The following is a 23,452-nucleotide window of genomic DNA, read 5'->3' as shown; positions in this document are numbered from 1 at the left end:
TGCCGAAGTGGTGGAATTGGTAGACACGCTATCTTGAGGGGGTAGTGGCCACAGGCTGTATGGGTTCGAGTCCCATCTTCGGCACCAAATAGCAAAGACGTCCTGCAGGACGCGGCGAGAGAGTAGGTTGACTCCTAGAGTTCAGTTGAATATAATCTCGCTCCAGCTTTGACGCGGGGTGGAGCAGTCTGGTAGCTCGTCGGGCTCATAACCCGAAGGTCGTTGGTTCAAATCCAGCCCCCGCAACCAGTTTTTTAAAGCCCCTTTATAGGGGCTTTTTGTTGGCTGGACAGTTCGGGTCGCGCTTTCTTGCGCAGACCTCTTAGGGATGGGCGTAATGCCCATTTTTTATTCTCAAAAAACGCGAGGCAACCAGGTGTCGAGCAAGCTAGAACAGTTGCAGGCCTTGCTGGCCCCCGTCGTCGAGGCGCTTGGCTATGTCTGCTGGGGTGTCGAGTACATCTCCCAAGGGCGGCATTCGCTACTGCGTGTCTATATCGATCATCCCAACGGCATTCTCGTCGAAGATTGCGAGGCCGTCAGTCGCCAGGTAAGTGGCGTACTCGATGTGGAAGATCCCATCACCAATGAATACACCCTCGAGGTGTCTTCCCCCGGTATGGATAGACCGCTGTTCACGCTGGAGCAATTCGCTGCCCACGCCGGTGAACAGGTCAAGGTCAAACTTCGGTCGCCCTTCGAAGGGCGACGTAATTTCCAGGGTTTGCTGCGCGGTGTGGAAGACCAGGACGTCGTGGTGCAGGTGGACGAGCATGAGTATCTGCTGCCCATCGAGATGATCGACAAGGCCAACGTCGTTCCCCGTTTCGAGTGATTTGAGCGCGAGACCGCGGATCCCAAGGATTGCGAATACGAGGCGTAAGATGAGCAAAGAAGTTCTGCTGGTAGTGGAATCTGTTTCGAACGAGAAGGGTGTTCCACCCGGCGTCATCTTCGAGGCACTGGAGTTGGCTCTCGCCACGGCTACCAAGAAGCGCTACGAAGAAGATGTGGATCTGCGGGTGTCGATCAACCGACACAACGGCAGCTACGAAACCTTCCGTCGCTGGACCGTGGTGGAAGACGAAGACTATCAGCTGCCCGATTCGCATCTGACGGTGGAAGACGCACAGGAAGAGCATCCCGGCGTCAAGGCCGGTGAAGTGATCGAAGAAAAGATCGAGTCCATCGAATTCGGTCGGATCGCCGCCCAGACCGCCAAGCAGGTGATCGTGCAGAAGGTGCGCGAGGCCGAGCGGGCTCAGGTGGTGGACGCCTATCGCGAGAAGGTCGGCGAGATCATCTCCGGTACCGTCAAGAAGGTCACCCGTGACAGCGTGATCGTCGACCTGGGCAACAATGCCGAGGCGCTGCTGCCGCGCGAGCACATCATTCCCCGCGAGACCTTCCGCATGGGCGTGCGTCTGCGTGCCCTGCTCAAGGAGATCCGCACGGAGAACCGCGGTCCGCAGCTGATGCTGTCGCGTACCGATCCGCAGATGCTGATCGAGCTGTTCCGCATCGAGGTGCCGGAAATTTCCGAGCAACTGATCGATGTCATGGCCGCCGCCCGGGATCCGGGTTCGCGCGCCAAGATCGCCGTCCGTTCCAAGGACAAGCGCATCGATCCCCAGGGTGCCTGCATCGGCATGCGCGGTTCGCGCGTCCAGGCGGTATCCGGTGAACTGGGTGGCGAGCGGGTCGACATCGTCCTCTGGGACGACAATCCGGCGCAGTTCGTCATCAACGCCATGGCCCCGGCCGAAGTCGCCTCGATCATCGTCGACGAAGACAGCCGTACCATGGACATCGCCGTCGCCGAGGACAACCTGGCCCAGGCCATTGGCCGTGGCGGTCAGAACGTGCGCCTGGCCAGCCAGCTGACCGGCTGGACGCTCAACGTGATGACCGAAGCGGACATCAACGCCAAGCAGCAGGCCGAGACCGGCGACATCATCCAGCGCTTCATCGACGAGCTGGATGTCGACGAGGAGCTGGCGCAGGTGCTGGTGGAAGAAGGCTTCACCTCCCTCGAGGAAGTGGCCTACGTGCCCATGGAAGAGATGCTCAACATCGATGGCTTCGACGAAGACATCGTCAACGAGCTGCGTACCCGGGCCAAGGATCGCCTGCTGACCCGGGCCATCGCGACCGAAGAACAGAAGAGCCCCAGCGAAGATCTGCTGACCCTCGACGGCATGGACCCCCAGCTCGCCAGCGCGCTGGCCCAGCGTGGCGTGGTGAATCGCGAAGAGCTCGCCGAGCAGTCGATCGACGACCTGCTCGACATCAACGGCATGACCGAAGAGCGTGCCGGCAAGCTGATCATGGCTGCCCGTGCCCATTGGTTCGAGTAAGCGGCGCAGTCTGAGGAGAGAAGTGCATGACGCAAGTCACGGTGAAAGAACTGGCCCAAACGGTCAATACGCCGGTGGAACGTCTGCTACAGCAGATGCGCGAGGCAGGTCTGACGCACAGCAGTGCTGAGCAGCTGGTGAGCGATGCGGAGAAGCAGGCCCTGCTGACGCATCTCAAGGGGACGGCGCAGCTCGACGAGCCGAGCAAGATCACCCTGCAGCGCAAGACCCAGACCACGCTGAAAGTGGCCGGCAGCAAGACAGTCAGCGTCGAAGTGCGCAAGAAGAAGACCTTCGTCAAGCGTAGCACCGCTGAACTCGAGGCCGAACAGCGCCGCGAGCAGGAAGCCCAGCGCGCGGCCGACGAGGCTGCGGCCCAGGCACGTGCCGAGGAAGAAGCCCAGCGCGCCGCCGAAGCGGCTGCCCAGCAGCAGGCCGAAGCCGCTGCCCAGGCCGCGCAGCAGCAGGCGGTCGCCGCCGAGGCTTCGGCCCCTGCCGCGCCGGAAGCCCCGGCCGTGGTGGCCGAGCAGCAATCCGCTGCCGAGCCTGCCGCCGAGGCCAAGAAGGCGGATCCGGCCGGCGAGCGCAAGCGCGAAGAGCCGCGTCGTCCCGTGCATCCTGCGCCGAGCAGCAAGCGCGACGAAGACGAGCGTCGCGAGCGCAAGAACGCCCAACATCGCCCGTCGATCAAGGACAAGGTCGCAGCTCCCCGTACCGTGCGCAGTGGCGACGACGAGGAAGAAGGCTTTGGCCGGCGCGGTGGTCGCGGTGGCAAGTCGCGACTCAAGAAGCGAAACCAACACGGGTTCCAGAGCCCGACAGGACCTGTAGTGCGCGAAGTCAATCTAGGCGAAACCATCACCGTCTCTGAGCTTGCTCAGCAGATGTCGGTGAAGGCCGCCGAAGTCATCAAGTTCATGTTCAAGATGGGGTCTCCCGCCACCATCAACCAGGTGCTCGACCGCGAGACGGCGCAGCTGGTGGCCGAAGAGCTGGGCCACAAGGTCAAGCTGGTCAACGAGAACGCGCTGGAAGATCAACTGGCCGAATCCCTCAAGTTCGAGGGCGGCAAGGCCCTGCACCGCGCGCCGGTGGTGACCGTCATGGGTCACGTCGACCACGGCAAGACCTCGCTGCTGGACTACATCCGTCGCGCCAAGGTCGCGTCGGGCGAAGCCGGTGGCATCACCCAGCACATCGGTGCCTACCACGTGGAAACCGAGCGTGGCATGGTGACCTTCCTGGATACCCCTGGCCACGCCGCGTTCACCGCGATGCGTGCCCGCGGTGCCAAGGCCACCGACATCGTCATCCTGGTCGTCGCGGCCGATGACGGCGTCATGCCGCAAACCGAGGAAGCCATCCAGCACGCCAAGGCGGCGGGTGTGCCCATCGTCGTGGCGGTCAACAAGATCGACAAGCCCGATGCCGACCCGGATCGCGTCAAGCACGATCTGGCTGGTCGTCAGGTGATTCCGGAAGAGTGGGGCGGCGACACCCAGTTCGTGCACGTCTCGGCCAAGGCCGGTACCGGCGTCGACGAACTGCTCGAAGCCATTCTGCTGCAGGCCGAGGTCCTGGAACTGACCGCTACGCCGGAAGCACCCGGCCGCGGCGTGGTCATCGAATCGCGCCTGGACAAGGGGCGTGGTCCGGTGGCTACCGTGCTGGTGCAGAACGGTACCCTGCGTCAGGGCGACATGGCCCTGGTCGGCGTCAACTTCGGCCGCATCCGCGCCATGCTCGACGAGAACGGCAAGCCGATCAAGGAAGCCGGTCCGTCCATCCCGGTCGAGATCCTTGGCCTGGACGGCACCCCGGATGCCGGTGACGAGCTCACCGTGCTGACCGACGAGAAGAAGGCCCGCGAAGTGGCGCTGTTCCGTCAGGGCAAGTTCCGCGAGATCAAGCTGGCCCGCGCTCACGCCGGCAAGCTCGAGAACATCTTCGAGAACATGGGCCAGGACGAGAAGAAGACCCTCAACATCGTGCTCAAGTCCGATGTACGGGGCTCCCTCGAGGCGCTGCAGGGCTCGCTGTCCGGTCTGGGCAACGACGAAGTCCAGGTACGGGTGGTCGGCGGTGGCGTCGGTGGTATCACCGAGAGCGATGCCAACCTGGCGCTGGCTTCCAATGCCGTGCTGTTCGGCTTCAACGTCCGGGCCGATGCCGGGGCGCGGAAGATCGTCGAGCAGGAAGGCCTCGACATGCGCTACTACAACGTCATCTACGACATCATCGAAGACGTGAAGAAGGCGCTGACCGGCATGCTGGGCAGTGACGTCCGGGAGAACATCCTGGGTATCGCCGAGGTGCGTGACGTCTTCCGTTCGCCCAAGTTCGGCGCTGTCGCCGGCTGCATGGTCACCGAGGGCATGGTGCACCGCAATCGTCCGATCCGCGTCCTGCGCGAAGACGTGGTCATCTTCGAAGGCGAGCTGGAATCCCTGCGTCGCTTCAAGGATGACGTGGCCGAAGTCCGTGCCGGCATGGAATGCGGTATCGGCGTGAAGAGCTACAACGACGTGCGCGTCGGCGACAAGATCGAGGTGTTCGAGAAGGTTCAGGTCGCCCGTTCGCTGTAACGACGACCCTGCACCAGGACGGCAGGTCGCGGACCTGGCAGAACCCTGCCAGGTCCGGACTTGCCGTTCGCGTTTCCAAGGTTCATGGCTGGCAGGCCTGGTGTCTGCGGCCTTTCGTACGAGAGTTTCGACATGGCCAAAGAATTCAGCCGTACCCAGCGCATCGGTGATCAGATGCAGCGTGAACTGGCACTGCTGATCCAGCGCGAGATCAAGGATCCGCGACTGGGCATGGTGACCATCACCGGCGTGGACGTCGCGCGCGACCTGTCCCATGCCAAGGTGCACATCACCGTCCTGGGCAAGGACGACGATGCCGACGCCATCAAGCAGAACATCGGCATCCTCAAGGACGCCGCCGGCTTCCTGCGTCAGCAGCTGGGCCGGGCGATGAAGCTGCGCACCGTTCCGCAACTGAGCTTCCAGTACGACGAGAGCATCCGTCGCGGTGCCCAGCTGTCGGCCCTGATCGAGCGAGCGGTCGCCGAAGACCGTCGCCACGAAGGGGAGGAATAGGGGTGGCCCAGGTCAAGCGTATTCGCCGCCAGGTGCATGGCGTGCTGGTGCTGGACAAGCCGCGCGGCTTCTCCTCCAACGCCGCCCTGCAAAAGGTCCGCTGGCTGCTCAATGCCGAGAAGGCCGGACACACCGGTAGCCTGGATCCCCTGGCCACTGGCGTGCTGCCACTGTGCTTCGGCGAGGCCACCAAGTTCTCGCAGTATCTGCTGGATGCCGACAAGGGCTACAGCACCGTGGCGCAACTGGGCGTCACCACCACCACCGGCGATGCCGAGGGTGAAGTGCTGGAGCGACGGGCGGTCGCGGTCGATGAAGCGGCCATCCAGGCGGCACTGCCGGCCTTCCGCGGCCAGATAGAGCAGATTCCGCCGATGTATTCGGCGCTCAAGCGCGACGGTCAGCCGCTGTACAAGCTGGCGCGTGCCGGGGAAGTAGTGGAGCGCGAGGCGCGTTCTGTTACTATTGCCCGTCTGGAACTGCTGGCGTTGCAGGAAGATCGCGCGACGCTGGAAGTGGCCTGCAGCAAGGGCACCTATGTGCGGACCCTGGTCGAAGACCTCGGCGCCCGTCTTGGCTGTGGTGCCCATGTGGCCGAGTTGCGCCGCACCCAGGCCGGCCCCTTCGGCCTGGCGCAGGCCATCAGCCTGGAAGAGCTGGAGGCGGCGCACGCCGAAGGCGGTGCCGAAGCGCTGGATCGCTTCCTGCTGCCGGTCGACAGTGGCCTGGAGCACTGGCCGCTGGTGCAGCTGACGCAGCACAGCGCCTACTACTGGTTGCACGGTCAGCCCGTTCGGGCGGCCAATGCACCGAAATTCGGCTTGATGCGGGTGCAGGACGACCAGGGTCGTTTCATCGGCATCGGCGAGATTGATGACGAGGGGCAGGTTGCTCCCCGTAGACTGATTCGGTCCTAGACCGATACCGAGGGTGGCTGTCAGCAGGCACGGTCACACCTCTTTCCTTAAGCACGGGATCCATCCCGGCCTGTTCCTCAGAGGAGCCCTATCATGGCACTGAGCGTTGAAGACAAAGCCCAGATCGTAAACGAGTTCAAGCAGAGCGAAGGCGACACCGGTTCCCCGGAAGTGCAGGTTGCCCTGCTGTCCGCCAACATCGACAAGCTGCAAGGTCACTTCAAGGCCAACGGCAAAGATCACCACAGCCGTCGTGGTCTGATCCGCATGGTCAACCAGCGTCGTAAGCTGCTGGACTACCTGAAGTCCAAGGACACCTCTCGTTACAGCGCACTGATCGCTCGCCTGGGCCTGCGTCGTTAATACGATGCAGACCTGCTGCAAGCAGTCTGAAGCTGGAGGTCGGCTCGCGCCGGCCTCCGGCTTTTTTGCTTGAGAGGCCGACAGAATCGGCCTGCGTCACCCGGAGATCAGCGAGGGTCCGAATCCCTCTGGTCGCCCCCGTTTCCCCCAAGGCAATAAAGAGAAGGAAAGACTGTGAATCCAGTAATCAAGCAATTCAAGTTCGGTGAGCAGACCTTCACCCTGGAAACCGGCCGCATCGCGCGTCAGGCGACCGGTGCCGTGCTGGTCTCCACCGAAGACGTCAGCGTGCTGGTCACCGTGGTCGGTGCCAAGCAGCCCGCCGTCGGCAAGGACTTCTTCCCGCTGTCCGTGCACTACCAGGAGAAGACCTACGCCGCTGGCCGCATCCCCGGTGGCTACTTCAAGCGTGAAGGCCGTCCTTCCGAGAAGGAAACCCTGACCTCGCGCCTGATCGATCGCCCGATCCGCCCGCTGTTCCCCGAAGGCTTCCTCAACGAAGTCCAGGTGGTCTGCACCGTGGTCAGCACCAACAAGAAGTCCGATCCGGACATCGCCGCCATGATCGGCACCTCCGCCGCCCTGGCCATCTCCGGCATCCCCTTCGCCGGTCCCATCGCCGCTGCGCGCGTGGGCTACCACAGTGAACTGGGCTACCTGCTGAACCCCAGCTACGAGCAGCTGCAGAGCTCCAGCCTGGACATGGTCGTGGCCGGTACCCGTGACGCCGTGCTGATGGTGGAATCCGAAGCCGACGAGCTGACCGAAGACCAGATGCTGGGTGGCGTGCTGTTCGCCCACGAAGAATTCCAGGTGGCCATCGAGGCCATCAGCCAGTTCGCCGCCGAAGCCGGCAAGCCGACCTGGAACTGGCAGGCACCCGCCGAGAACACCGCTCTGGTCGAGGCCGTCAAGGCCGAGGTCGGCGAGGCCGTGTCCCGTGCCTACACCATCACCATCAAGCAGGACCGCTATGCGGCCCTGGGCGCTCTGCGTGACCAGGCCATCGCCAAGCTGGCCGGCGAGAACGGCCAGTACAGCGAAGCCGAGGTCAAGGAGACCTTCGGTCTGCTGGAATACCGCACCGTGCGCCAGAACATCGTCGACGGCAAGCCGCGTATCGACGGCCGCGACACCCGCACCGTTCGCCCGCTGCAGATCGAAGTCGGCACCCTGAAGAAGACCCACGGTTCGGCGCTGTTCACCCGTGGCGAAACCCAGGCCCTGGTCACCGCGACCCTGGGTACCGCCCGCGATGCCCAGCTGCTGGACACCCTGGAAGGCGAGCGTCGTGACAGCTTCATGCTGCACTACAACTTCCCGCCCTTCTCGGTCGGCGAGTGCGGCCGCATGGGCAGCCCGGGCCGTCGCGAGATCGGTCACGGCCGTCTGGCCCGCCGTGGCATCCAGGCCATGCTGCCGACCCAGGAAGCCTTCCCCTACAGCATCCGCGTGGTCTCCGAGATCACCGAGTCCAACGGCTCCAGCTCCATGGCCTCGGTCTGCGGTGCCTCTCTGGCGCTGATGGACGCCGGTGTGCCGGTCAAGGCCCCGGTTGCCGGTATCGCCATGGGTCTGGTCAAGGAAGGTGAGAAGTTTGCCGTCCTGACCGACATCCTGGGTGACGAAGACCACCTGGGCGACATGGACTTCAAGGTGGCCGGTACCGCCAAGGGCGTTACCGCCCTGCAGATGGACATCAAGATCAACGGCATCACCGAAGAGATCATGGAGATCGCCCTGGAGCAGGCGCTGGAAGCGCGTCTGAACATCCTGGGTCAGATGAACCAGGTGATCTCCGAGTCGCGTGCCGAGCTGTCGGAAAACGCCCCGACCATGCTGGCGATGAAGATCGACCAGGACAAGATCCGCGACGTGATCGGCAAGGGTGGCGCCACCATCCGCGGTATCTGCGAAGAGACCAAGGCTTCGATCGACATCGAGGACGACGGCACCATCAAGATCTACGGCGAGACCCGCGAAGCGGCTGAAGCGGCCAAGCAGCGCGTCCTGGGCATCACTGCCGAGGCCGAGATCGGCAAGATCTACGTCGGCAAGGTGGAGCGCATCGTCGACTTCGGCGCCTTCGTCAACATCCTGCCGGGCAAGGACGGTCTGGTGCACATCTCGCAGATCAGCGATCAGCGCATCGAGAAGGTCACCGACGTGCTGAAGGAAGGTCAGGAAGTGAAGGTGCTGGTGCTGGACGTGGACAACCGCGGTCGCATCAAGCTGTCGATCAAGGACGTGGCGGCGGCGGAAGCCTCCGGCGTCTGAGACGACCCTGCATGAGAAAAACCCGGCCTCGGCCGGGTTTTTTCGTTTCGGGTGGCGGTGCCGGAGACCTTTGTATCGCGGCCATACCGGTGCGCCGTAGCGACCGCTTCTACAGGGGTGGTGCAACTGTCCTATCGCTATAGGAATACACCCGTAGCGTGGAAAACGGCGCAGCCTTTTCCACTTCAGACGTCGTGGCAAGGGCGCGCCCTCACCCCAACCCTCTCCCGAGGGGAGAGGGGGCTATCCGAGCCAGCATTAGCCCCGGCAAGATCGCGATACACCGGCGTGCCTCCCGCTGTAGGAGTGAGCCATGGCCGCGATTGGCCCAGGCATTACGCCTTCTCGCGAATCCATTCGATGAAGCTGCGCACCTTGGGCACCTCGGCCATCTGTTCCGGATAGGCCAGCCAGTAGGCGTGGGGACTGGCCAGGCGGTGCGGCCAGGCAAGCACCAGGCGGCCGGAGGCCAGTTCTTCGGCCACCAGGAATTCCGGCAGCAGCGCCACGCCGCAGCCTTCCTGGGCGGCGCGGGCGCAGAGGGTAAAGGTGTCGAAGCGCGGCCCGTGATGGCTGTGCACCTCCTCGCGCCCGAGGCTGGCGTACCAGTCGTGCCAGGATTCCGGGCGGGTGGTGTTCTGCAGCAGCACGAAGTCCACCAGCTGCTCGGGGCCGGCGATGCCCTCGGCAGGCAGCAGATCCGGTGCGCAGACCGCGACCATGTGCTCGTGCAGCAGCAATTCGCACTCGGCACCCGGCCAGCTGCCGTGGCCATAGAACAGCGCCACGTCATGGCGCGGGTCGCGGAAGTCCACCGGTTCCAGGGCGCTGGAGACGTCCAGGTGGATGTTGGGAAAGCGCAGGCGCCAGCCCTTCAGCCGTGGCACCAGCCAGCGTTCGCCAAAGGTCGGCGGGGTGGCCACGCGCAGCACCTCGGTCTCGCCGCCATAGGATCTCAGGTAGCGCGCCGACATCTCCAGCTGGTTGAGGATCTTGTCCACCTCGGCCAGGTAGAGCGCGCCCGCGGGCGTGAGTTGCAGGCGGCGGCGGACCCGGCGAAAGAGGCTGTGCTGCAGCAGGTCCTCGAGCTGGGCGACCTGCTTGCTGACGGCGCTCTGGGTCAGGGCCAGTTCGTCGGCCGCGCGGGTAAAGCTCAGGTGACGCGCGACCGCCTCGAAGCACTGCATGGCGGTGATGGACGGCAGGTGGCGACGTTGCATGAGCGGACTCGCGGCATGAAAAAAGGGAATGATATGCCGAGCAAAGGTCGGTTGTCCGGCGCCGCTGGGCTGACCATACTCAGGGACGATTCCCACTCTGCGGAGACCTCAGCATGAGCAAGGCCCTGTTGGAACGCCTCGGCGTTCCTGCCCAGCACTACACCCAAGGCGAGCACCGGGTGCATTCCCCCATCGATGGCAGCCAACTGGGCAGCGTCGCCCTGGAAAGCGCCGCCGAGGTGGAGCAGAAGATCTCCCGTGCCGAGCGGGCCTTCCAGGCCTGGCGGGCGGTGCCGGCGCCGCGTCGTGGCGAACTGGTGCGGCTGCTCGGTGAAGAGCTGCGCGCGCACAAGGCCGATTTGGGCGAGCTGGTGTCCTGGGAGGCCGGCAAGATCACCCAGGAAGGCCTGGGCGAAGTCCAGGAGATGATCGACATCTGCGACTTCGCCGTTGGCCTGTCGCGTCAGCTCTATGGTCTGACCATTGCCTCCGAGCGCCCCGGTCACCACATGCGCGAATCCTGGCAACCGCTGGGGGTGGTGGGCATCATCAGTGCCTTCAACTTCCCGGTGGCGGTCTGGTCGTGGAACGCCGCTCTGGCCCTGGTCTGTGGCAATCCGGTGATCTGGAAACCCTCGGAAAAGACCCCGCTGACCGCCCTGGCCTGCCAGGCACTGTTCGAGAAGGCTCTGGCGCGCTTTGGCGATGCGCCTGCCGATCTGAGTCAGGTCATCGTTGGCGATCGCGCCGCCGGTGAAGCCCTGGTGGACGATCCGCGGGTGGCACTGGTGAGCGCCACGGGTAGCACCCGCATGGGTCGCGAGGTAGGACCCCGGGTTGCGGCGCGCTTCGGCCGCAGCATCCTCGAACTGGGCGGCAACAATGCCATGATCCTCGCGCCGAGCGCCGATCTGGACATGGCGGTGCGTGCCATCCTGTTCAGCGCCGTCGGCACCGCCGGCCAGCGCTGCACCACCCTGCGCCGGCTGATCGCCCATCGTTCGGTCAAGGACGAGATCGTCGCCCGACTCAAGACCGCCTATGCCAAAGTCCGCATCGGTCATCCGCTGGAAGGCAATCTGATCGGTCCGCTGATCGACGCGGCCAGTTTCCAGGCCATGCAGGGCGCGCTGGAGCAGGCGCGCGGCGAGGGTGGGGTGGTCTATGGCGGCGAGCGCCAGCTGGCCGACCAATATCCCGAGGCCTACTACGTGGCGCCGGCCATCGTCGAGATGCCCGAGCAGAGCGAGGCGGTACGCCACGAGACCTTCGCACCCATCCTCTATGTGCTGACCTATGACGATTTCGACGAGGCGGTGGCGCTGAACAACGCCGTGCCCCAGGGCCTGTCGTCCTGCATCTTCACCACCGACGTGCGCGAGGCCGAGGCCTTCATGTCGGCGACCGGCAGCGACTGCGGCATCGCCAACGTCAACATCGGGCCGAGCGGTGCCGAGATCGGTGGCGCCTTCGGTGGCGAGAAGGAAACCGGCGGTGGTCGCGAATCCGGCTCCGATGCCTGGAAGGCCTACATGCGCCGCCAGACCAACACCGTCAACTATTCCCGCCAGCTGCCGCTGGCCCAGGGCATCGTCTTCGACTGAGTGGATCCGCCAGGAGCGCAGAGAATGCAGTTGCGTGAAGAGTGCCTGTGGGAGCGGCTGTATCCGGCGGTGCCGGGCGCCCCGCTGCAGGGCGAGCGTGACACCGAGGTCTGCGTCATCGGCGGTGGCTACACCGGGCTGTCCACCGGCCTGCACCTGGCGCAGGCCGGGCGGCGGGTGGTGGTGCTGGAGGCCCATGGCGTCGGCCATGGCGGCTCCGGGCGCAATGTCGGGCTGGTCAATGCCGGCATGTGGATCCCGCCGGACGAGGCGGTGGCCACCCTGGGAGCGGAGGTCGGCGAGCGTCTGCTGGGGGTGATGGGCGATGCGCCGAGTCAGGTGTTCGCCCTCATCGAGCGCTATGGCATCGACTGCCAGCCGCGCCGCGCCGGCACCCTGCACATGGCGCACAGCGCCAAGGGCCTGGCCGATCTCGGCCAGCGTGCCGAGCAATGGCAGCGCCGCGGCGCCCGGGTCGAGCTGCTGGAAGGTGAAGCCTGTTACAGCGCCTGCGGGACGCGCGACATCAGTGGGGCGCTGCTCGATCATCGCGCCGGTACCCTGGTGCCCATGGGGTATGCCCTGGGCCTGGCCAGGGCGCTGCGCCAGGAAGGCGGCGAGTTGTTCGAGCGGAGTTCGGTGCAGCGCCTGCAGCGGATCGGCGAACGCTGGCAGGTGGAAACCCCCCAGGGGCGGGTCACCGCCGACCAGGTGGTGATCGCCTCCAACGCCTATACCGAAGGCGAATGGACCACCCTGCGCAAGCAATTCTTCCCGGGCTACTACTACCAGGTGGCCTCGCGGCCCCTCGGCCCGAAGGCGGATTTCATCCTGCCCCAGGGCCGTGGCTCCTGGGATACCCGGACGGTGCTCAGCAGCATCCGCCGCGATGCCGATGGCCGTCTGCTGCTGGGCAGTCTCGGCAACATGGCGGGACGGCCGGCCGGCTTCATCCGTGCCTGGGCCGATCGCATCCAGCGGCACTATTTCCCCGGGCTCGGACGGGTTGAGTGGGAGTGCAGCTGGACGGGCCGCATCGGCTTCACCCCCGATCATCTGATGCGAGTGTTCGAGCCGGCGCCGGGCCTGCTGGCGGTGACCGGCTACAACGGACGCGGGGTCACCACGGGCACGGTGGTGGGGCAGGCCTTTGCCCGCTATCTGTGCAGTGGCGATCGCCACGACCTGCCGCTGCCCCTGGCGTCGCTGGATGCCAATCCGGTCGGCCAGTGGCGCAGCCTGATGTACGAAGCCGGCTTCACCCTCTATCACGCCGGGCAATGCCTGCGCGTGGTGCTCTAGCGACCCCGCCATACCCGCTGTCACCGGCCCTCGGGCCGGACGATAACGCGCCGAAGCGGCCGATTTGCGCATCCTGACCTGTGCAAGTCGGCCGCTTTTTTCTGGCTATCCACAACCGCAAGCAGGCCGAGAGAACGGCAGATCCGCCCGGGGCCTCCGGCCGCAGGACCATGGTTACTTTAGTGGCACAGTGTGGGGCCGGTGTTACGTTTTGGTGCGAAACAGGTGCAACCGGGTTGCTATCTGGTAACAAACCGCTGTGTTTTTCTTCTTCTGCTGCTACCGCTTCAACGAATTATCCAGACTAATGAGCCGCTTACGACAAAAGTCTAAAGGGCGGTCCGCTCCACTGGCTGCGGCCTTCGCCGCAGGCTGTCGGCGGTTTTGGCTCATAGCAGTGGCGGCAAATGGCCTTTGCGCCCGGTACACAGCTGGCTGATGGCACAGGCTTTGCTCCGGCGAAAAGGCCAACCACCCTCTGGAGCAAACCTCCCATGTCGAAGATTTACAGAAAAGGCATTCTGGCTCTCGCTATCGGTTCTGCGTTCACTCTCTCCTCCCTGGCGCATGCCGACATCGTGATCGGTGTTGCCGGTCCCTACACCGGGGCCAGCGCCGCCTATGGCGAGCAGTTCTGGAAGGGGGCTACCCAGGCCGCGGCGGACATCAACGCCGCCGGTGGCATCAATGGCGAGAAGATCAAGCTGGTGCAGGGCGACGACGCCTGCGAGCCCAAGCAGGCCGTGGCCGTGGCCAACCGCCTGGTGGACTCCGAGAAGGTCAAGGCCGTGATCGGTCACTTCTGCTCCTCCAACACCATGCCCGCCTCGGAGATCTACGACGAAGCCGGCATCATCTCCATCACCCCGGCGTCCACCAACCCCAAGATCACCGAGCGTGGCCTGACCGGCGTGTTCCGCATGTGCGGTCGTGACGACCAGCAGGGCATCGTGGCCGGCGACTACATCGTCGATACCCTCAAGGCCAAGAAGGTCGCCATCATCCACGACAAGGACACCTACGGTCAGGGCCTGGCCGACGCCACCAAGGCGCAGCTCAACAAGCGCGGCGTGAAAGAGGTGCTCTACGAGGGCCTGACCCGCGGCGAGAAGGACTTCAACTCCCTGGTTACCAAGATCCGCGCCTCCGGCGCCGACGTGGTCTACTTCGGCGGCCTGCACCCCGAGGCCGGTCCGCTGGTCCGTCAGATGCGCGAGCAGGGCGTGACCGCCAAGTTCGTCTCCGGCGACGGCATCGTCTCCGCTGACCTGGTCACCACCGCCGGTGGCGCCCAGTACACCAAGGGTGTGCTGATGACCTTTGGCGCCGACCCGCTGCAGAACCCCGCCGGCAAGACCGTGGTGGAAACCCTGCGCAAGTCCGGCTACGAGCCCGAGGGCTACACCCTCTACTCCTACGCCTCGCTGCAGGCCGTGGCCGCCGCCTTCAACGGCATCAAGGGCACCGACGGCGCCAAGGCCGCCGAGTGGCTGAAGTCCCACAGCGTCAACACCGTTCTGGGTGAGAAGAGCTGGGACAGCAAGGGCGACCTCAAGGTCTCCGACTACGTGATGTACGAATGGGACGACAAGGGCAAGTACCACCAGCTGCCCTGATCCTCGCGTGAATCCGCCCGCCGCCGCCTCGTCTCCGCCCCAGGACGAGGTGGCGGCCGGCGGCCCTCGTCATCCATCCAGCGCGAGACTGCAAACGTGGACGGTATCTTCCTGCAACAACTGGTCAACGGCCTGACCCTGGGCTCGGTCTACGGACTCATCGCCATCGGCTACACCATGGTCTATGGCATCATCGGCATGATCAACTTCGCCCACGGCGACGTGTACATGGTGTCGGCCTATCTCGCCGCCATCGGCATCGCCCTGCTGAGCGTGTTCGGCCTGCATTCCTTCCCGGTGCTGATCCTCGGCACCCTGATCTTCACCGTGGTGGTCACCTCCGTGTACGGCTGGGCCATCGAGCGGATCGCCTACAAGCCGCTGCGCAACTCCACGCGCCTGGCGCCGCTGATCTCGGCCATCGGCATGTCGCTGATCCTGCAGAACTACGTGCAGCTTGCCCAGGGCGCGCGCCAGCAGGGCGTACCGACGCTGCTCGACGGTGCCCTGCGCCTGCACATCGGCGAAGGCTTCGTGATCATCACCTACACCAAGATCTTCATCATCCTGGCCTCCATCATCGGCATGGGCCTGCTCACCTACGTGATCCAGAAGACCACCCTCGGCCGCATGTGCCGGGCCACCCAGCAGGATCGCAAGATGGCGCAGATCCTCGGCATCAACACCGACCGGGTGATCTCCTACGTCTTCATCATCGGCGCGGCCATGGCGGCGCTGGCCGGGGTGCTGATCACCCTCAACTACGGCACCTTCGACTTCTATGCCGGCTTCATCATCGGCATCAAGGCCTTTACCGCGGCGGTGCTCGGCGGCATCGGCTCGCTGCCCGGCGCCATGCTCGGCGGCATCATCCTCGGTATCTCCGAAGCCCAGTTCGCCAGCCTGGTGAACTCGGACTACAAGGACGTCTTCAGCTTCTCGCTGCTGGTGGCGATCCTGATCTTTAGGCCCCAGGGGCTGCTCGGCAAACCCCAGGTCACGAAGGTGTAATCCATGAGTCAGACGTCTTCCTCCTTCGACCTCAAGGTCGTGCTGCGCGACACCCTCATGGTGGGTCTGGTCTCGCTGATCCTGTTCGGCCCCATCGTCGGCATCGTGCTCGACGGCTACGGCTACAACCTCGAGCCGGGCCGCGTCGGCATCATGGTCGCGGTGGTCATGGCCGGCCGCTTCCTGCTCAGCCTGTTCGGCCAGACCGCCAAGGGCCGTGACTGGATCGAGTCCTTCAAGCGCAACGACGGCGGTGTCCATGTGCTGCCGCCGGGGCACAAGTCCAACCTGAGATTCATCCTGCCCATCGTCATCCTGGTGGCCATCGCCTTTCCCTTCCTGGCGACCAAGTACTGGCTGACGGTGATCATCCTCTGCCTGATCTACGTGCTGCTGGGCCTGGGCCTGAACATCGTGGTGGGCCTGGCCGGTCTGCTCGACCTCGGCTACGTCGGCTTCTATGCCATCGGTGCCTACGGTCTGGCGCTGGGTTACCAGTACCTCGGCCTGGGCTTCTGGACCATGCTGCCGCTCGCCGCGGTGCTGGCCGCGGTGGCGGGGGCGATACTGGGCTTCCCGGTCTTGCGCATGCACGGGGACTACCTGGCCATCGTCACCCTCGGCTTCGGCGAGATCATCCGCCTGGTGCTCAACAACTGGCTGGAAGTGACCAAGGGCCCCAACGGCATCGCCGCGCCCTCGCCGACCTTCTTCGGCATCGAATTCGGCCGCCGGGCGAAGGAGGGCGGGGTGCCCATCCACGAGCTGCTGGGCATCAGCTACAACCCCAACGCGACGATGATCTTCATCTACACCGTGCTGTTCCTGGTGGTGCTGCTGGTGCTCTACATCAAGCACCGCCTGACCCGCATGCCGGTCGGCCGCGCCTGGGAAGCCCTGCGCGAAGACGAGATCGCCTGCCGCGCCATGGGTCTGAACCATGTGCTGGTCAAGCTTTCCGCCTTCATGATCGGTGCCTCCACCGCAGGCCTGGCCGGGGTGTTCTTCGCCACCTACCAGGGCTTCATCAACCCGGCCTCGTTCAACTTCTTCGAGTCGGTGCTGGTGCTGGCCATCGTGGTACTGGGCGGCCTGGGCTCCACCGTCGGGGTGGTGGTCTCGGCCTTCGTCATGACCCTGCTGTTCGAGCTGCTGCGCGAATTCGGCGACATCCGCATGCTGGTGTTCGGCGTGCTGATGGTGGTGATGATGATGTGGCGGCCGCGTGGCCTGATCCGTATCGCCCGCAGTGGCTTCGCGATTCGCAAGGGAGTGGCGCCGTGAGCGACAACATTCTGACCGTCAGCGGTCTGGGCATGAGATTCGGGGGTATCAAGGCCCTCTCGGACGTGTCCTTCGATATTCAGCGACACTCCATCACCGCGCTGATCGGCCCCAACGGCGCCGGCAAGACCACGGTGTTCAACTGCCTGACCGGCTTCTACAAGGCCACCGATGGCGAGATCCGCCTGGATACCGCCGATGGCCGTTCGACCCGCGTCGGCAAGATCATGGGCGAGCGCTTCCAGGCCACCGACTTCGTCAATCCGGTGCAGTTCGGCAGCCGGCTCTGGTACAAGATGTTCGGCGGCACTCACCTGGTGAACCGCGCAGGGCTCGCCCGTACCTTCCAGAACATCCGCCTGTTCAAGGAGATGTCGGTGGTGGAGAACCTGCTGGTGGCGCAGCACATGCAGTGCAACCGCAACCTCATCACCGGCATCCTCAATACCCCCGGCTATCGCCGGGCCGAGGAAAAGGCGCTGGATACGGCCTTCTACTGGCTGGAAGTGGTGGACCTGGTGGACCACGCCAATCGTCTGGCCGGCGAACTCTCCTACGGCCAGCAGCGCCGCCTGGAAATCGCCCGCGCCATGTGCACCCGTCCGGAGATCGTCTGCCTGGACGAACCCGCCGCCGGTCTCAACCCGGCCGAAACCGAGGCGCTGGCCGGGATGATCCGCCTGCTGCGCGACCAGCACCGCATCACCGTGGTGCTGATCGAGCACGACATGGGCATGGTGATGAACATCTCCGACCACATCGTGGTGCTGGACCATGGCCAGGTCATCGCCCGCGGCCTGCCGGCCGATATCCGCAACGATCCCAAGGTCATCGCCGCCTACCTCGGCGCCGAAGAAGAGGAGGTGGCATGACCACGCCGATCCTGGAATTCCGCAACGTCGACGTCTTCTACGGGCCGATCCAGGCGCTGAAGAGCGTCTCCCTGACCATCAACGAAGGCGAGACGGTGAGCCTGATCGGCTCCAACGGCGCCGGCAAGTCCACCCTGCTGATGTCCATCTTCAGCCAGCCCCAGGCGCGCAACGGGCAGATCCTCTACCGGGGCGAGGACATCACCCGCAAGAACGCCCACTACGTGGCTTCCAACGGCATCGCCCAGTCACCGGAGGGGCGCCATGTGTTCCCCGACATGACGGTCGAGGAGAATCTGCTGATGGGCACCATACCCATCGGTACCCGCTGGGTGGATGAGGACATGCAGCGCATGTTCGAACTCTTCCCGCGGCTCAAGGAGCGTCGCAACCAGCGCGCCATGACCATGTCCGGCGGCGAACAGCAGATGCTGGCCATCGCCCGGGCGCTGATGGCGCGACCCAAACTGCTGCTGCTCGACGAACCCAGCCTGGGTCTGGCGCCCATCGTGGTGAAGCAGATCTTCCAGATCCTGCGCGAGCTGGCCCAGAGCGGCATGACCATCTTCCTGGTGGAGCAGAACGCCAACCATGCCCTGCGCCTGTCCGACCGCGCCTATGTGATGGTCACCGGCGAGATCCGCATGAGCGGCAGTGGCCAGGAATTGCTGGCCAATCCCCAGGTCCGCGAAGCCTACCTGGGCGGCCACTAGCGGTGGCAGCGGTCCGCGGTCGCTGTCTGGTCGCGGGCCATGCCCGAGGACGCCTGGCCTGGGCGCCCCTGGGCCTGAGTTTCTGGGGTGGCGTCGATCCGGCCAGCGGTCGGGTGATCGATCGCCACCATCCCCTGCACGGCCTGGAACTGGCCGGGCGCATCCTGGCCATCCCCAGTGGACGTGGTTCCTGCACCGGCAGCGCCGTGCTCCTGGAGCTGTTGCTGGCGGGACGCGGACCGGCGGCGCTGGTACTGGCCGAGCCGGACGAGATCCTCAGCCTGGGCGCCATCGTCGCGGAAGAACTCTTTGGTCGCTCCCTGCTGGTGGTCAGCCTGGGCGCCGAGGCCTTCGCGGCTCTGGCCGAGCAGGAGGAGATCGCGGTAAAGGATGGCTGGGTCGGCGCGCCGGGAGAGTTCTTTCCCGACTCCACTAGCGAGGCCCCTGCCGACCTGCAGCTGAGCGCGACCGACCAGGCCAAGCTGGCGGGCGCCGAGGGTCAGGCCGTCCAGGCGGCGATGAAGATCCTGGTGCGCATGGCGCACCTGCAGGGTGCCCGCGAGTTGCTCGACATCACCCAGGCCCATATCGACGGCTGCATCTACACCGGTCCGGCCAGCCTGGCCTTCGCCCAGCGCCTGGTGGAGTGGGGCGGTCGGGTACAGGTACCTACGACTCTCAATGCGGTATCGGTGGATCAACGCCGCTGGCGCGCGCAGGGCGTGGCGCCGGCGTTGGGTGAGCCGGCCTCCGCCCTGGCCGAGGCCTATGTGGCCCTAGGCTGCCGTCCCACCTTTACCTGTGCCCCCTATCTGCTGGACAGCGCCCCGAGCCTGGGCGAGCAGGTGGTCTGGGCCGAATCCAATGCCGTGGTCTTCGCCAACAGCGTACTGGGCGCGCGCACCCAGAAGTACGCCGACTTCCTCGATATCTGCACTGCCCTGACCGGTCGGGCCCCTCTGGCCGGCTGTCACCTGGACAGCGGTCGCCGCGCGGCCAAGGTCTTGCGGGTCACCGTACCCGAGGGCCATGACGACGCCTTCTACCCGCTGCTCGGCTACTGGATCGGCCTGCGCTCGCCCACGCGGATTCCGGCGGTGCTGGGGCTGGAAAACAGCCAGCCCAGTCGCGACGATCTCAAGGCCTTTGGCGCCGCCTTCGCCACCACCTCGGCGGCGCCGCTGTTCCATCTGGTCGGGGTGACGCCCGAGGCGCCGACCCTGGCCGCGGTGGCCGCACCCGAGCTAGAGATCGAAGACATCAGCCTGGCCGATCTGCGCCAGGCCTGGGCCGAACTGGACAGCGCCGTCGCGCGCGAGGTGCAGCTGGTGGCCCTGGGCAATCCGCATTTCTCCGCCGAGGAGTGCCAGCGCCTGGCCGAACTCTGTCGCGGGCGGCAGCGGCATCCCGAGGTGGCGCTGGTGATCACCCTGGGCCGCGAGGTGCGCGCGGCGGCCGAACGCTCTGGCAGCCTGGCCGAGTTGGAAGCCTTCGGTGCCCAGCTGGTCGGGGACACCTGCTGGTGCATGCTCGGCGAACCCCTGGTACCGCCCCAGGCACGCACCCTGTTGACCAATTCCGGCAAGTTCGCCCACTACGGCCCGGGCCTCACCGGGCGCGAGCTGCGCTTCGCCGGCCTCACCGCCTGTGTCGAGGCAGCCTGCACCGGACTGGCGCCGGCCGAACCGCCTGCCTGGCTCGTGGCAGCGGACTTATCCACCTGAAGCCCGGTCCGAGTTCTGTACAGGAATTCCGTGGATCGTCCTGTGGATAAGCTTGGCATAGCCGGGCGTGAGGCCCAGGGGGCCTGGCCTGGCGAGAACTGTTCAAAATTTCGCCAGTGCGCGGAAAACCCTGCAATACCAAGGCGTTATAACTGATCCGCTGGATTTGCGGCGATCTGGGTATTCGCCTGACCAAGGGCCCTGAGCTATCGTGGGCCTCGGCCAATCTCCCTCGCAGAAGGAATCTTTCATGTCTTCGATCTTCATCACCGGCGCCACCTCCGGCTTCGGCGCCGCCACCGCTCGCCGCTTCGCCAAGGACGGCTGGTCGATCGTCATCACCGGTCGCCGCGAGGATCGCCTGCACGCCCTGGCCGAGGAATTGTCCGGCCAGGCCAAGGTGCTGCCGCTGGTGCTGGACGTTCAGGATCGCGCCGCCGTGGAAGCCGCGGTCGCCGGCCTGCCGGAGGAATTCAACCAGTTGCGCGCCCTGGTCAACAACGCCGGTCTGGCGCTGGGCAACACGCCCGCCCAGAGCTGCGACCTGGACGACTGGGACACCATGGTCGATACCAACATCAAGGGCATGCTCTATTGCACCCGCCTGCTGCTGCCCCGACTCATCGCCCATGGCGCCGGTGCCGGCATCGTCAACCTGGGCTCGGTGGCGGGCGACTATCCCTATCCGGGCAGCCACGTCTATGGCGCCACCAAGGCTTTCCTCAAGCAATTCAGCCTGAGCCTGAGATCCGACCTGCTGGGCACCGGGGTGCGGGTGACCAACATCGAGCCGGGGCTGTCGGAAAGCGAATTCTCGGTGGTGCGCTTCGGTGGCGACCAGGCCAAGGCCGATGCCGTCTATGCCGGTACCGAACCCCTGACCCCGGACGACATCGCCGAATCCATCCACTGGACGCTGAACCAGCCCAAGCACGTCAACATCAATCGCATCCAGCTGATGGCGACCTGCCAGGCGTTCAGCAATTTCAACATCCACCGCAAGAGCTGAGACGTCGGCCTAGAGCACCTTGACCGCCCGGCCGATGAACTGAATCGGCCCGGTGGGTCGGCCGGTGGGCGAGCCGCCCTGGTCTTCCAGGGTGAGTTCGAACAGCTGATTGGCTTCCAGCGGCGGCAGCCGGTCCAGGGGTACCTGCAGGGTGCGCCCGGGCTGGACCAGACCCAGGGATACCGGACCCTGCCAGGCATCGGCCTTGGTCCAGAATTGCAGCGTCTTGCCGCTCGGCACGGCGTCGCGCCCCAGGGGAATCAGCTGCAGGTCATGGGCGCTGGCGGTCTGGATCACCCAGCCGGGCGTCCGATCGCTGGGCGCGGCCAGCACCACCAGGTAGCTTGGCGTGGGCACCGGACGCACCAGCAACAGCACGCCAAGCACCAGACTGGCGGCCAGTCCTGCCGCACTCAGGCCCTGCCAGAGTGCCAGGCGGTGCCACAGCGACTCACGCCGGGTGGTGGCCCTGGCGTCGGCCTCACCCAGACTGCGTTCGATGCGCGGCCAGAGATTCGCGCCGGGTTCGACGGGGTGCACCCGCTCGGCCAGCGGCTGCAGCCGCGCCTCCCAGCGCGCCACTGCGGCGGCCAGCCGGGCGTCCGTCGCCAGCGCACCTTGCACGCGACGGCGCTCCCTGGCGTCCAGGGTACCGAGCACGTATTCGCCGGCCAGGCGTTCGCGCTCTTCGTCCGGGGGCAGGGGGGTATCGCCGTTCATGTCATGCACTCCCTGAGCGCCTTGAGGCCGCGCGTGATCCAGCTCTTCACCGTGCCCAGCGGTGCCTGCAGGCGCTGGGCGATCTCGCCATGGGAGCAGCCGTCCAGGTAGGCGGCCAGGATGGCCTCTCGCCGCGGCGCTTCCAGGTTCTGCAGGCAGCCCTCCAGCCGGCGGCCGTCGGCCTCTCGCGCCGGATCGGCCGACTCGGCCAGGGGTTCCCACCCGTCCGCCAGGGGCACCAGGCGCTGTCGATCGCGCAGGGCGTTGAGCGCCAGGTTGCGCGCGATGCTGCACATCCAGCCGCGGGCCGAACCGCGCTCCGGAGCGAATCCGGCGGCGCCGCGCCAGATGCGCAGAAAGGCGTCGTGGAGGATGTCCTCGGCCAGACCACGATCGCGCACCAGGCGCAGGACGATGCCCAGCAGCAGCGGCGCCTCGTGCTGGTAGAGCCGCTGCAGGGCGGCGCGCTCACCCCGGGCACAGGCGGCGAGCAGGGCGGCTGGATCAGGGGAGCGGTCGGTCACGAGGGCGCGCCAGGCTGGGGACGCCAGGGTGGCGACCGGATCAGCCGAGCCTAGCCGATCCGCGCCTGGCTGTCCCCTGGACCTCAGCCCTTCTTCCAGAACAGATAGTCAGCCTGGTGATTCACGGTCTGCCGTTCGCCCTTGTTGGCCGAGGTGCAGGCCTTGGCCGGCGCCACGCCCCCCTTGAGCGCGGTGCGCTGGATGTAGGTGGTGCCCTGGAAGGCGCCCTTGCCCTCGGCGGGCGCGGCCTCCACCAGCTGATAGGGTAGGTTGCCGCTGCCGGCGGGGGCGATCGCCAGTTGCTTGCCGACCACCTTGGAGCCGTCGCTGGCTTCCCAGGTTGCGGGCGGACCGTAGTAGCGACCCACCTGCTTGCCCTGGCGATCATGCAGATCGGCCTTGGGACCGACAAAGAACCACTCGGTCTGGCCGGGCATGTCCTTCTTGTCGCGGCACTCGTAGACGATGGTGCCCTTGCCTACGGTTTCCAGCATCAGGCTGTTGCCGGCTGGGACGCGGACGGCTTCGGGCAACTCGCCTTGCGCCAGCAGCGGGGTGCTCAGCAGGGCGGTGAGGGCCAGGATGCTGCAACGGCTATAGGTGTTGTTCATGCGCTTGCTCCGGATTGAGAGGGGCACAGTCGACTGGACTGTAGGGGCTATACCCGGCAGCCGACGCCTTGGATGCAGCTGTCATGAAAAATTTTCAATGCAGCGGCATAGTCGCCACCGCCTCGCGGCCAAACCGCTCTGTCCTGCGGCTTCTGTCAGCCTGCCGTCAGCCTGGTTTCAGCGATCCCTAAGGTTGTTCGGCGATAGTGGCGCCGGGTCGCGAGCCC

At 65.5% G+C, this 23,452-nt stretch carries 20 protein-coding genes and 2 tRNA genes; 18 read left to right on the top strand and 4 right to left on the bottom strand.

Features of this window, described 5'->3' with window-relative positions; genetic code table 11:
- Position 1: 1 nt before the first annotated feature.
- The 9 genes from CFE50_RS21280 (at position 2) to pnp (ending at position 9,015) form a co-directional block, all read left to right on the top strand.
- Positions 2-87: transfer RNA gene (locus CFE50_RS21280), tRNA-Leu, on the top strand.
- Positions 88-172: 85 nt separating this feature from the next.
- Positions 173-249 (top strand) — tRNA-Met (locus CFE50_RS21275).
- Between the two features lie 127 nt (positions 250-376).
- Entirely contained in the window at positions 377-835 is a 459-nt protein-coding gene (rimP, locus tag CFE50_RS21270) for a ribosome maturation factor RimP (RefSeq protein ID WP_007162650.1), read from the top strand.
- Positions 836-884: 49 nt separating this feature from the next.
- Positions 885-2,357, top strand: coding sequence for a transcription termination factor NusA (gene nusA, locus CFE50_RS21265; RefSeq protein ID WP_007162649.1), 1,473 nt, complete (start codon positions 885-887; stop codon positions 2,355-2,357).
- Between the two features lie 26 nt (positions 2,358-2,383).
- Positions 2,384-4,942 (top strand): translation initiation factor IF-2, encoded by a 2,559-nt coding sequence (infB, locus tag CFE50_RS21260; RefSeq protein WP_286737155.1) that lies wholly within the window; start codon positions 2,384-2,386, stop codon positions 4,940-4,942.
- Between the two features lie 132 nt (positions 4,943-5,074).
- Positions 5,075-5,458 (top strand): 30S ribosome-binding factor RbfA, encoded by a 384-nt coding sequence (gene rbfA / locus CFE50_RS21255; RefSeq protein ID WP_007162647.1) that lies wholly within the window; start codon positions 5,075-5,077, stop codon positions 5,456-5,458.
- Between the two features lie 2 nt (positions 5,459-5,460).
- Positions 5,461-6,375, top strand: coding sequence for a tRNA pseudouridine(55) synthase TruB (gene truB / locus CFE50_RS21250; RefSeq protein WP_286737154.1), 915 nt, complete (start codon positions 5,461-5,463; stop codon positions 6,373-6,375).
- Positions 6,376-6,468: 93 nt separating this feature from the next.
- Positions 6,469-6,738 (top strand): 30S ribosomal protein S15, encoded by a 270-nt coding sequence (rpsO, locus tag CFE50_RS21245; RefSeq protein ID WP_007162645.1) that lies wholly within the window; start codon positions 6,469-6,471, stop codon positions 6,736-6,738.
- Positions 6,739-6,912: 174 nt separating this feature from the next.
- Positions 6,913-9,015: a polyribonucleotide nucleotidyltransferase gene (gene pnp, locus CFE50_RS21240; RefSeq protein ID WP_007162644.1), complete on the top strand. Its 2,103-nt coding sequence runs from the start codon at positions 6,913-6,915 to the stop codon at positions 9,013-9,015.
- Between the two features lie 335 nt (positions 9,016-9,350).
- Here the strand turns inward: pnp and CFE50_RS21235 are convergent, their stop codons facing one another.
- Complete coding sequence (locus tag CFE50_RS21235) at positions 9,351-10,235, bottom strand: LysR substrate-binding domain-containing protein (protein WP_007162643.1); 885 nt, start codon at positions 10,233-10,235, stop codon at positions 9,351-9,353.
- A 113-nt stretch (positions 10,236-10,348) separates the two neighbouring features.
- On the opposite strand from CFE50_RS21235, the gene amaB reads away from it, so the two are divergent.
- The 9 genes from amaB to CFE50_RS21190 all read left to right on the top strand — a co-directional run bounded on the left by amaB (position 10,349) and on the right by CFE50_RS21190 (position 21,370).
- On the top strand, positions 10,349-11,839 hold the full coding sequence (gene amaB / locus CFE50_RS21230; protein ID WP_286737153.1) for an L-piperidine-6-carboxylate dehydrogenase: 1,491 nt from the start codon (positions 10,349-10,351) through the stop codon (positions 11,837-11,839).
- A gap of 24 nt (positions 11,840-11,863) precedes the next feature.
- Positions 11,864-13,141, top strand: a complete 1,278-nt coding sequence (gene amaA, locus CFE50_RS21225; protein ID WP_286737152.1) for an L-pipecolate oxidase — start codon at positions 11,864-11,866, stop codon at positions 13,139-13,141.
- Positions 13,142-13,635: 494 nt separating this feature from the next.
- On the top strand, positions 13,636-14,757 hold the full coding sequence (locus tag CFE50_RS21220) for a branched-chain amino acid ABC transporter substrate-binding protein (RefSeq protein WP_058792644.1): 1,122 nt from the start codon (positions 13,636-13,638) through the stop codon (positions 14,755-14,757).
- Positions 14,758-14,853: 96 nt separating this feature from the next.
- Positions 14,854-15,768, top strand: coding sequence for an ABC transporter permease subunit (locus CFE50_RS21215; protein WP_007162639.1), 915 nt, complete (start codon positions 14,854-14,856; stop codon positions 15,766-15,768).
- Positions 15,769-15,771: 3 nt separating this feature from the next.
- Positions 15,772-17,052: a high-affinity branched-chain amino acid ABC transporter permease LivM gene (gene livM, locus CFE50_RS21210; RefSeq protein WP_007162638.1), complete on the top strand. Its 1,281-nt coding sequence runs from the start codon at positions 15,772-15,774 to the stop codon at positions 17,050-17,052.
- Positions 17,049-17,924: an ABC transporter ATP-binding protein gene (locus CFE50_RS21205; protein WP_027599107.1), complete on the top strand. Its 876-nt coding sequence runs from the start codon at positions 17,049-17,051 to the stop codon at positions 17,922-17,924. The genes livM and CFE50_RS21205 overlap by 4 nt, the downstream gene beginning before the upstream one ends.
- Positions 17,921-18,637: an ABC transporter ATP-binding protein gene (locus tag CFE50_RS21200; RefSeq protein WP_278438408.1), complete on the top strand. Its 717-nt coding sequence runs from the start codon at positions 17,921-17,923 to the stop codon at positions 18,635-18,637. The genes CFE50_RS21205 and CFE50_RS21200 overlap by 4 nt, the downstream gene beginning before the upstream one ends.
- A 2-nt stretch (positions 18,638-18,639) precedes the next feature.
- Entirely contained in the window at positions 18,640-20,361 is a 1,722-nt protein-coding gene (gene lhpI, locus CFE50_RS21195) for a cis-3-hydroxy-L-proline dehydratase (protein ID WP_286737151.1), read from the top strand.
- Between the two features lie 250 nt (positions 20,362-20,611).
- The gene (locus CFE50_RS21190) at positions 20,612-21,370 is read left to right on the top strand and encodes an SDR family oxidoreductase (protein WP_007162634.1); all 759 of its coding nucleotides are present in this window, start codon (positions 20,612-20,614) and stop codon (positions 21,368-21,370) included.
- Between the two features lie 9 nt (positions 21,371-21,379).
- On the opposite strand, the gene CFE50_RS21185 is transcribed toward CFE50_RS21190, so the two are convergent.
- From CFE50_RS21185 to CFE50_RS21175, 3 genes are all read right to left on the bottom strand, one after another.
- The gene (locus tag CFE50_RS21185; RefSeq protein ID WP_286737150.1) at positions 21,380-22,090 is read right to left on the bottom strand and encodes an anti-sigma factor; all 711 of its coding nucleotides are present in this window, start codon (positions 22,088-22,090) and stop codon (positions 21,380-21,382) included.
- Positions 22,087-22,614 (bottom strand): sigma-70 family RNA polymerase sigma factor, encoded by a 528-nt coding sequence (locus CFE50_RS21180; protein WP_286737149.1) that lies wholly within the window; start codon positions 22,612-22,614, stop codon positions 22,087-22,089. The genes CFE50_RS21185 and CFE50_RS21180 overlap by 4 nt, the downstream gene beginning before the upstream one ends.
- Positions 22,615-22,697: 83 nt before the next feature.
- Positions 22,698-23,225 carry a DUF3455 domain-containing protein gene (locus tag CFE50_RS21175; RefSeq protein ID WP_286737148.1) on the bottom strand — a complete coding sequence of 176 codons (528 nt, stop codon included), beginning with the start codon at positions 23,223-23,225 and terminating at the stop codon, positions 22,698-22,700.
- Between the last annotated feature and the right edge of the window lie 227 nt (positions 23,226-23,452).

Source organism: Pseudomonas sp. PGPPP4 (assembly GCF_002256045.1).
Lineage (GTDB): Bacteria > Pseudomonadota > Gammaproteobacteria > Pseudomonadales > Pseudomonadaceae > Chryseomonas > Chryseomonas oryzihabitans.
This window is presented reverse-complemented; position numbering and strand designations above follow the sequence as displayed.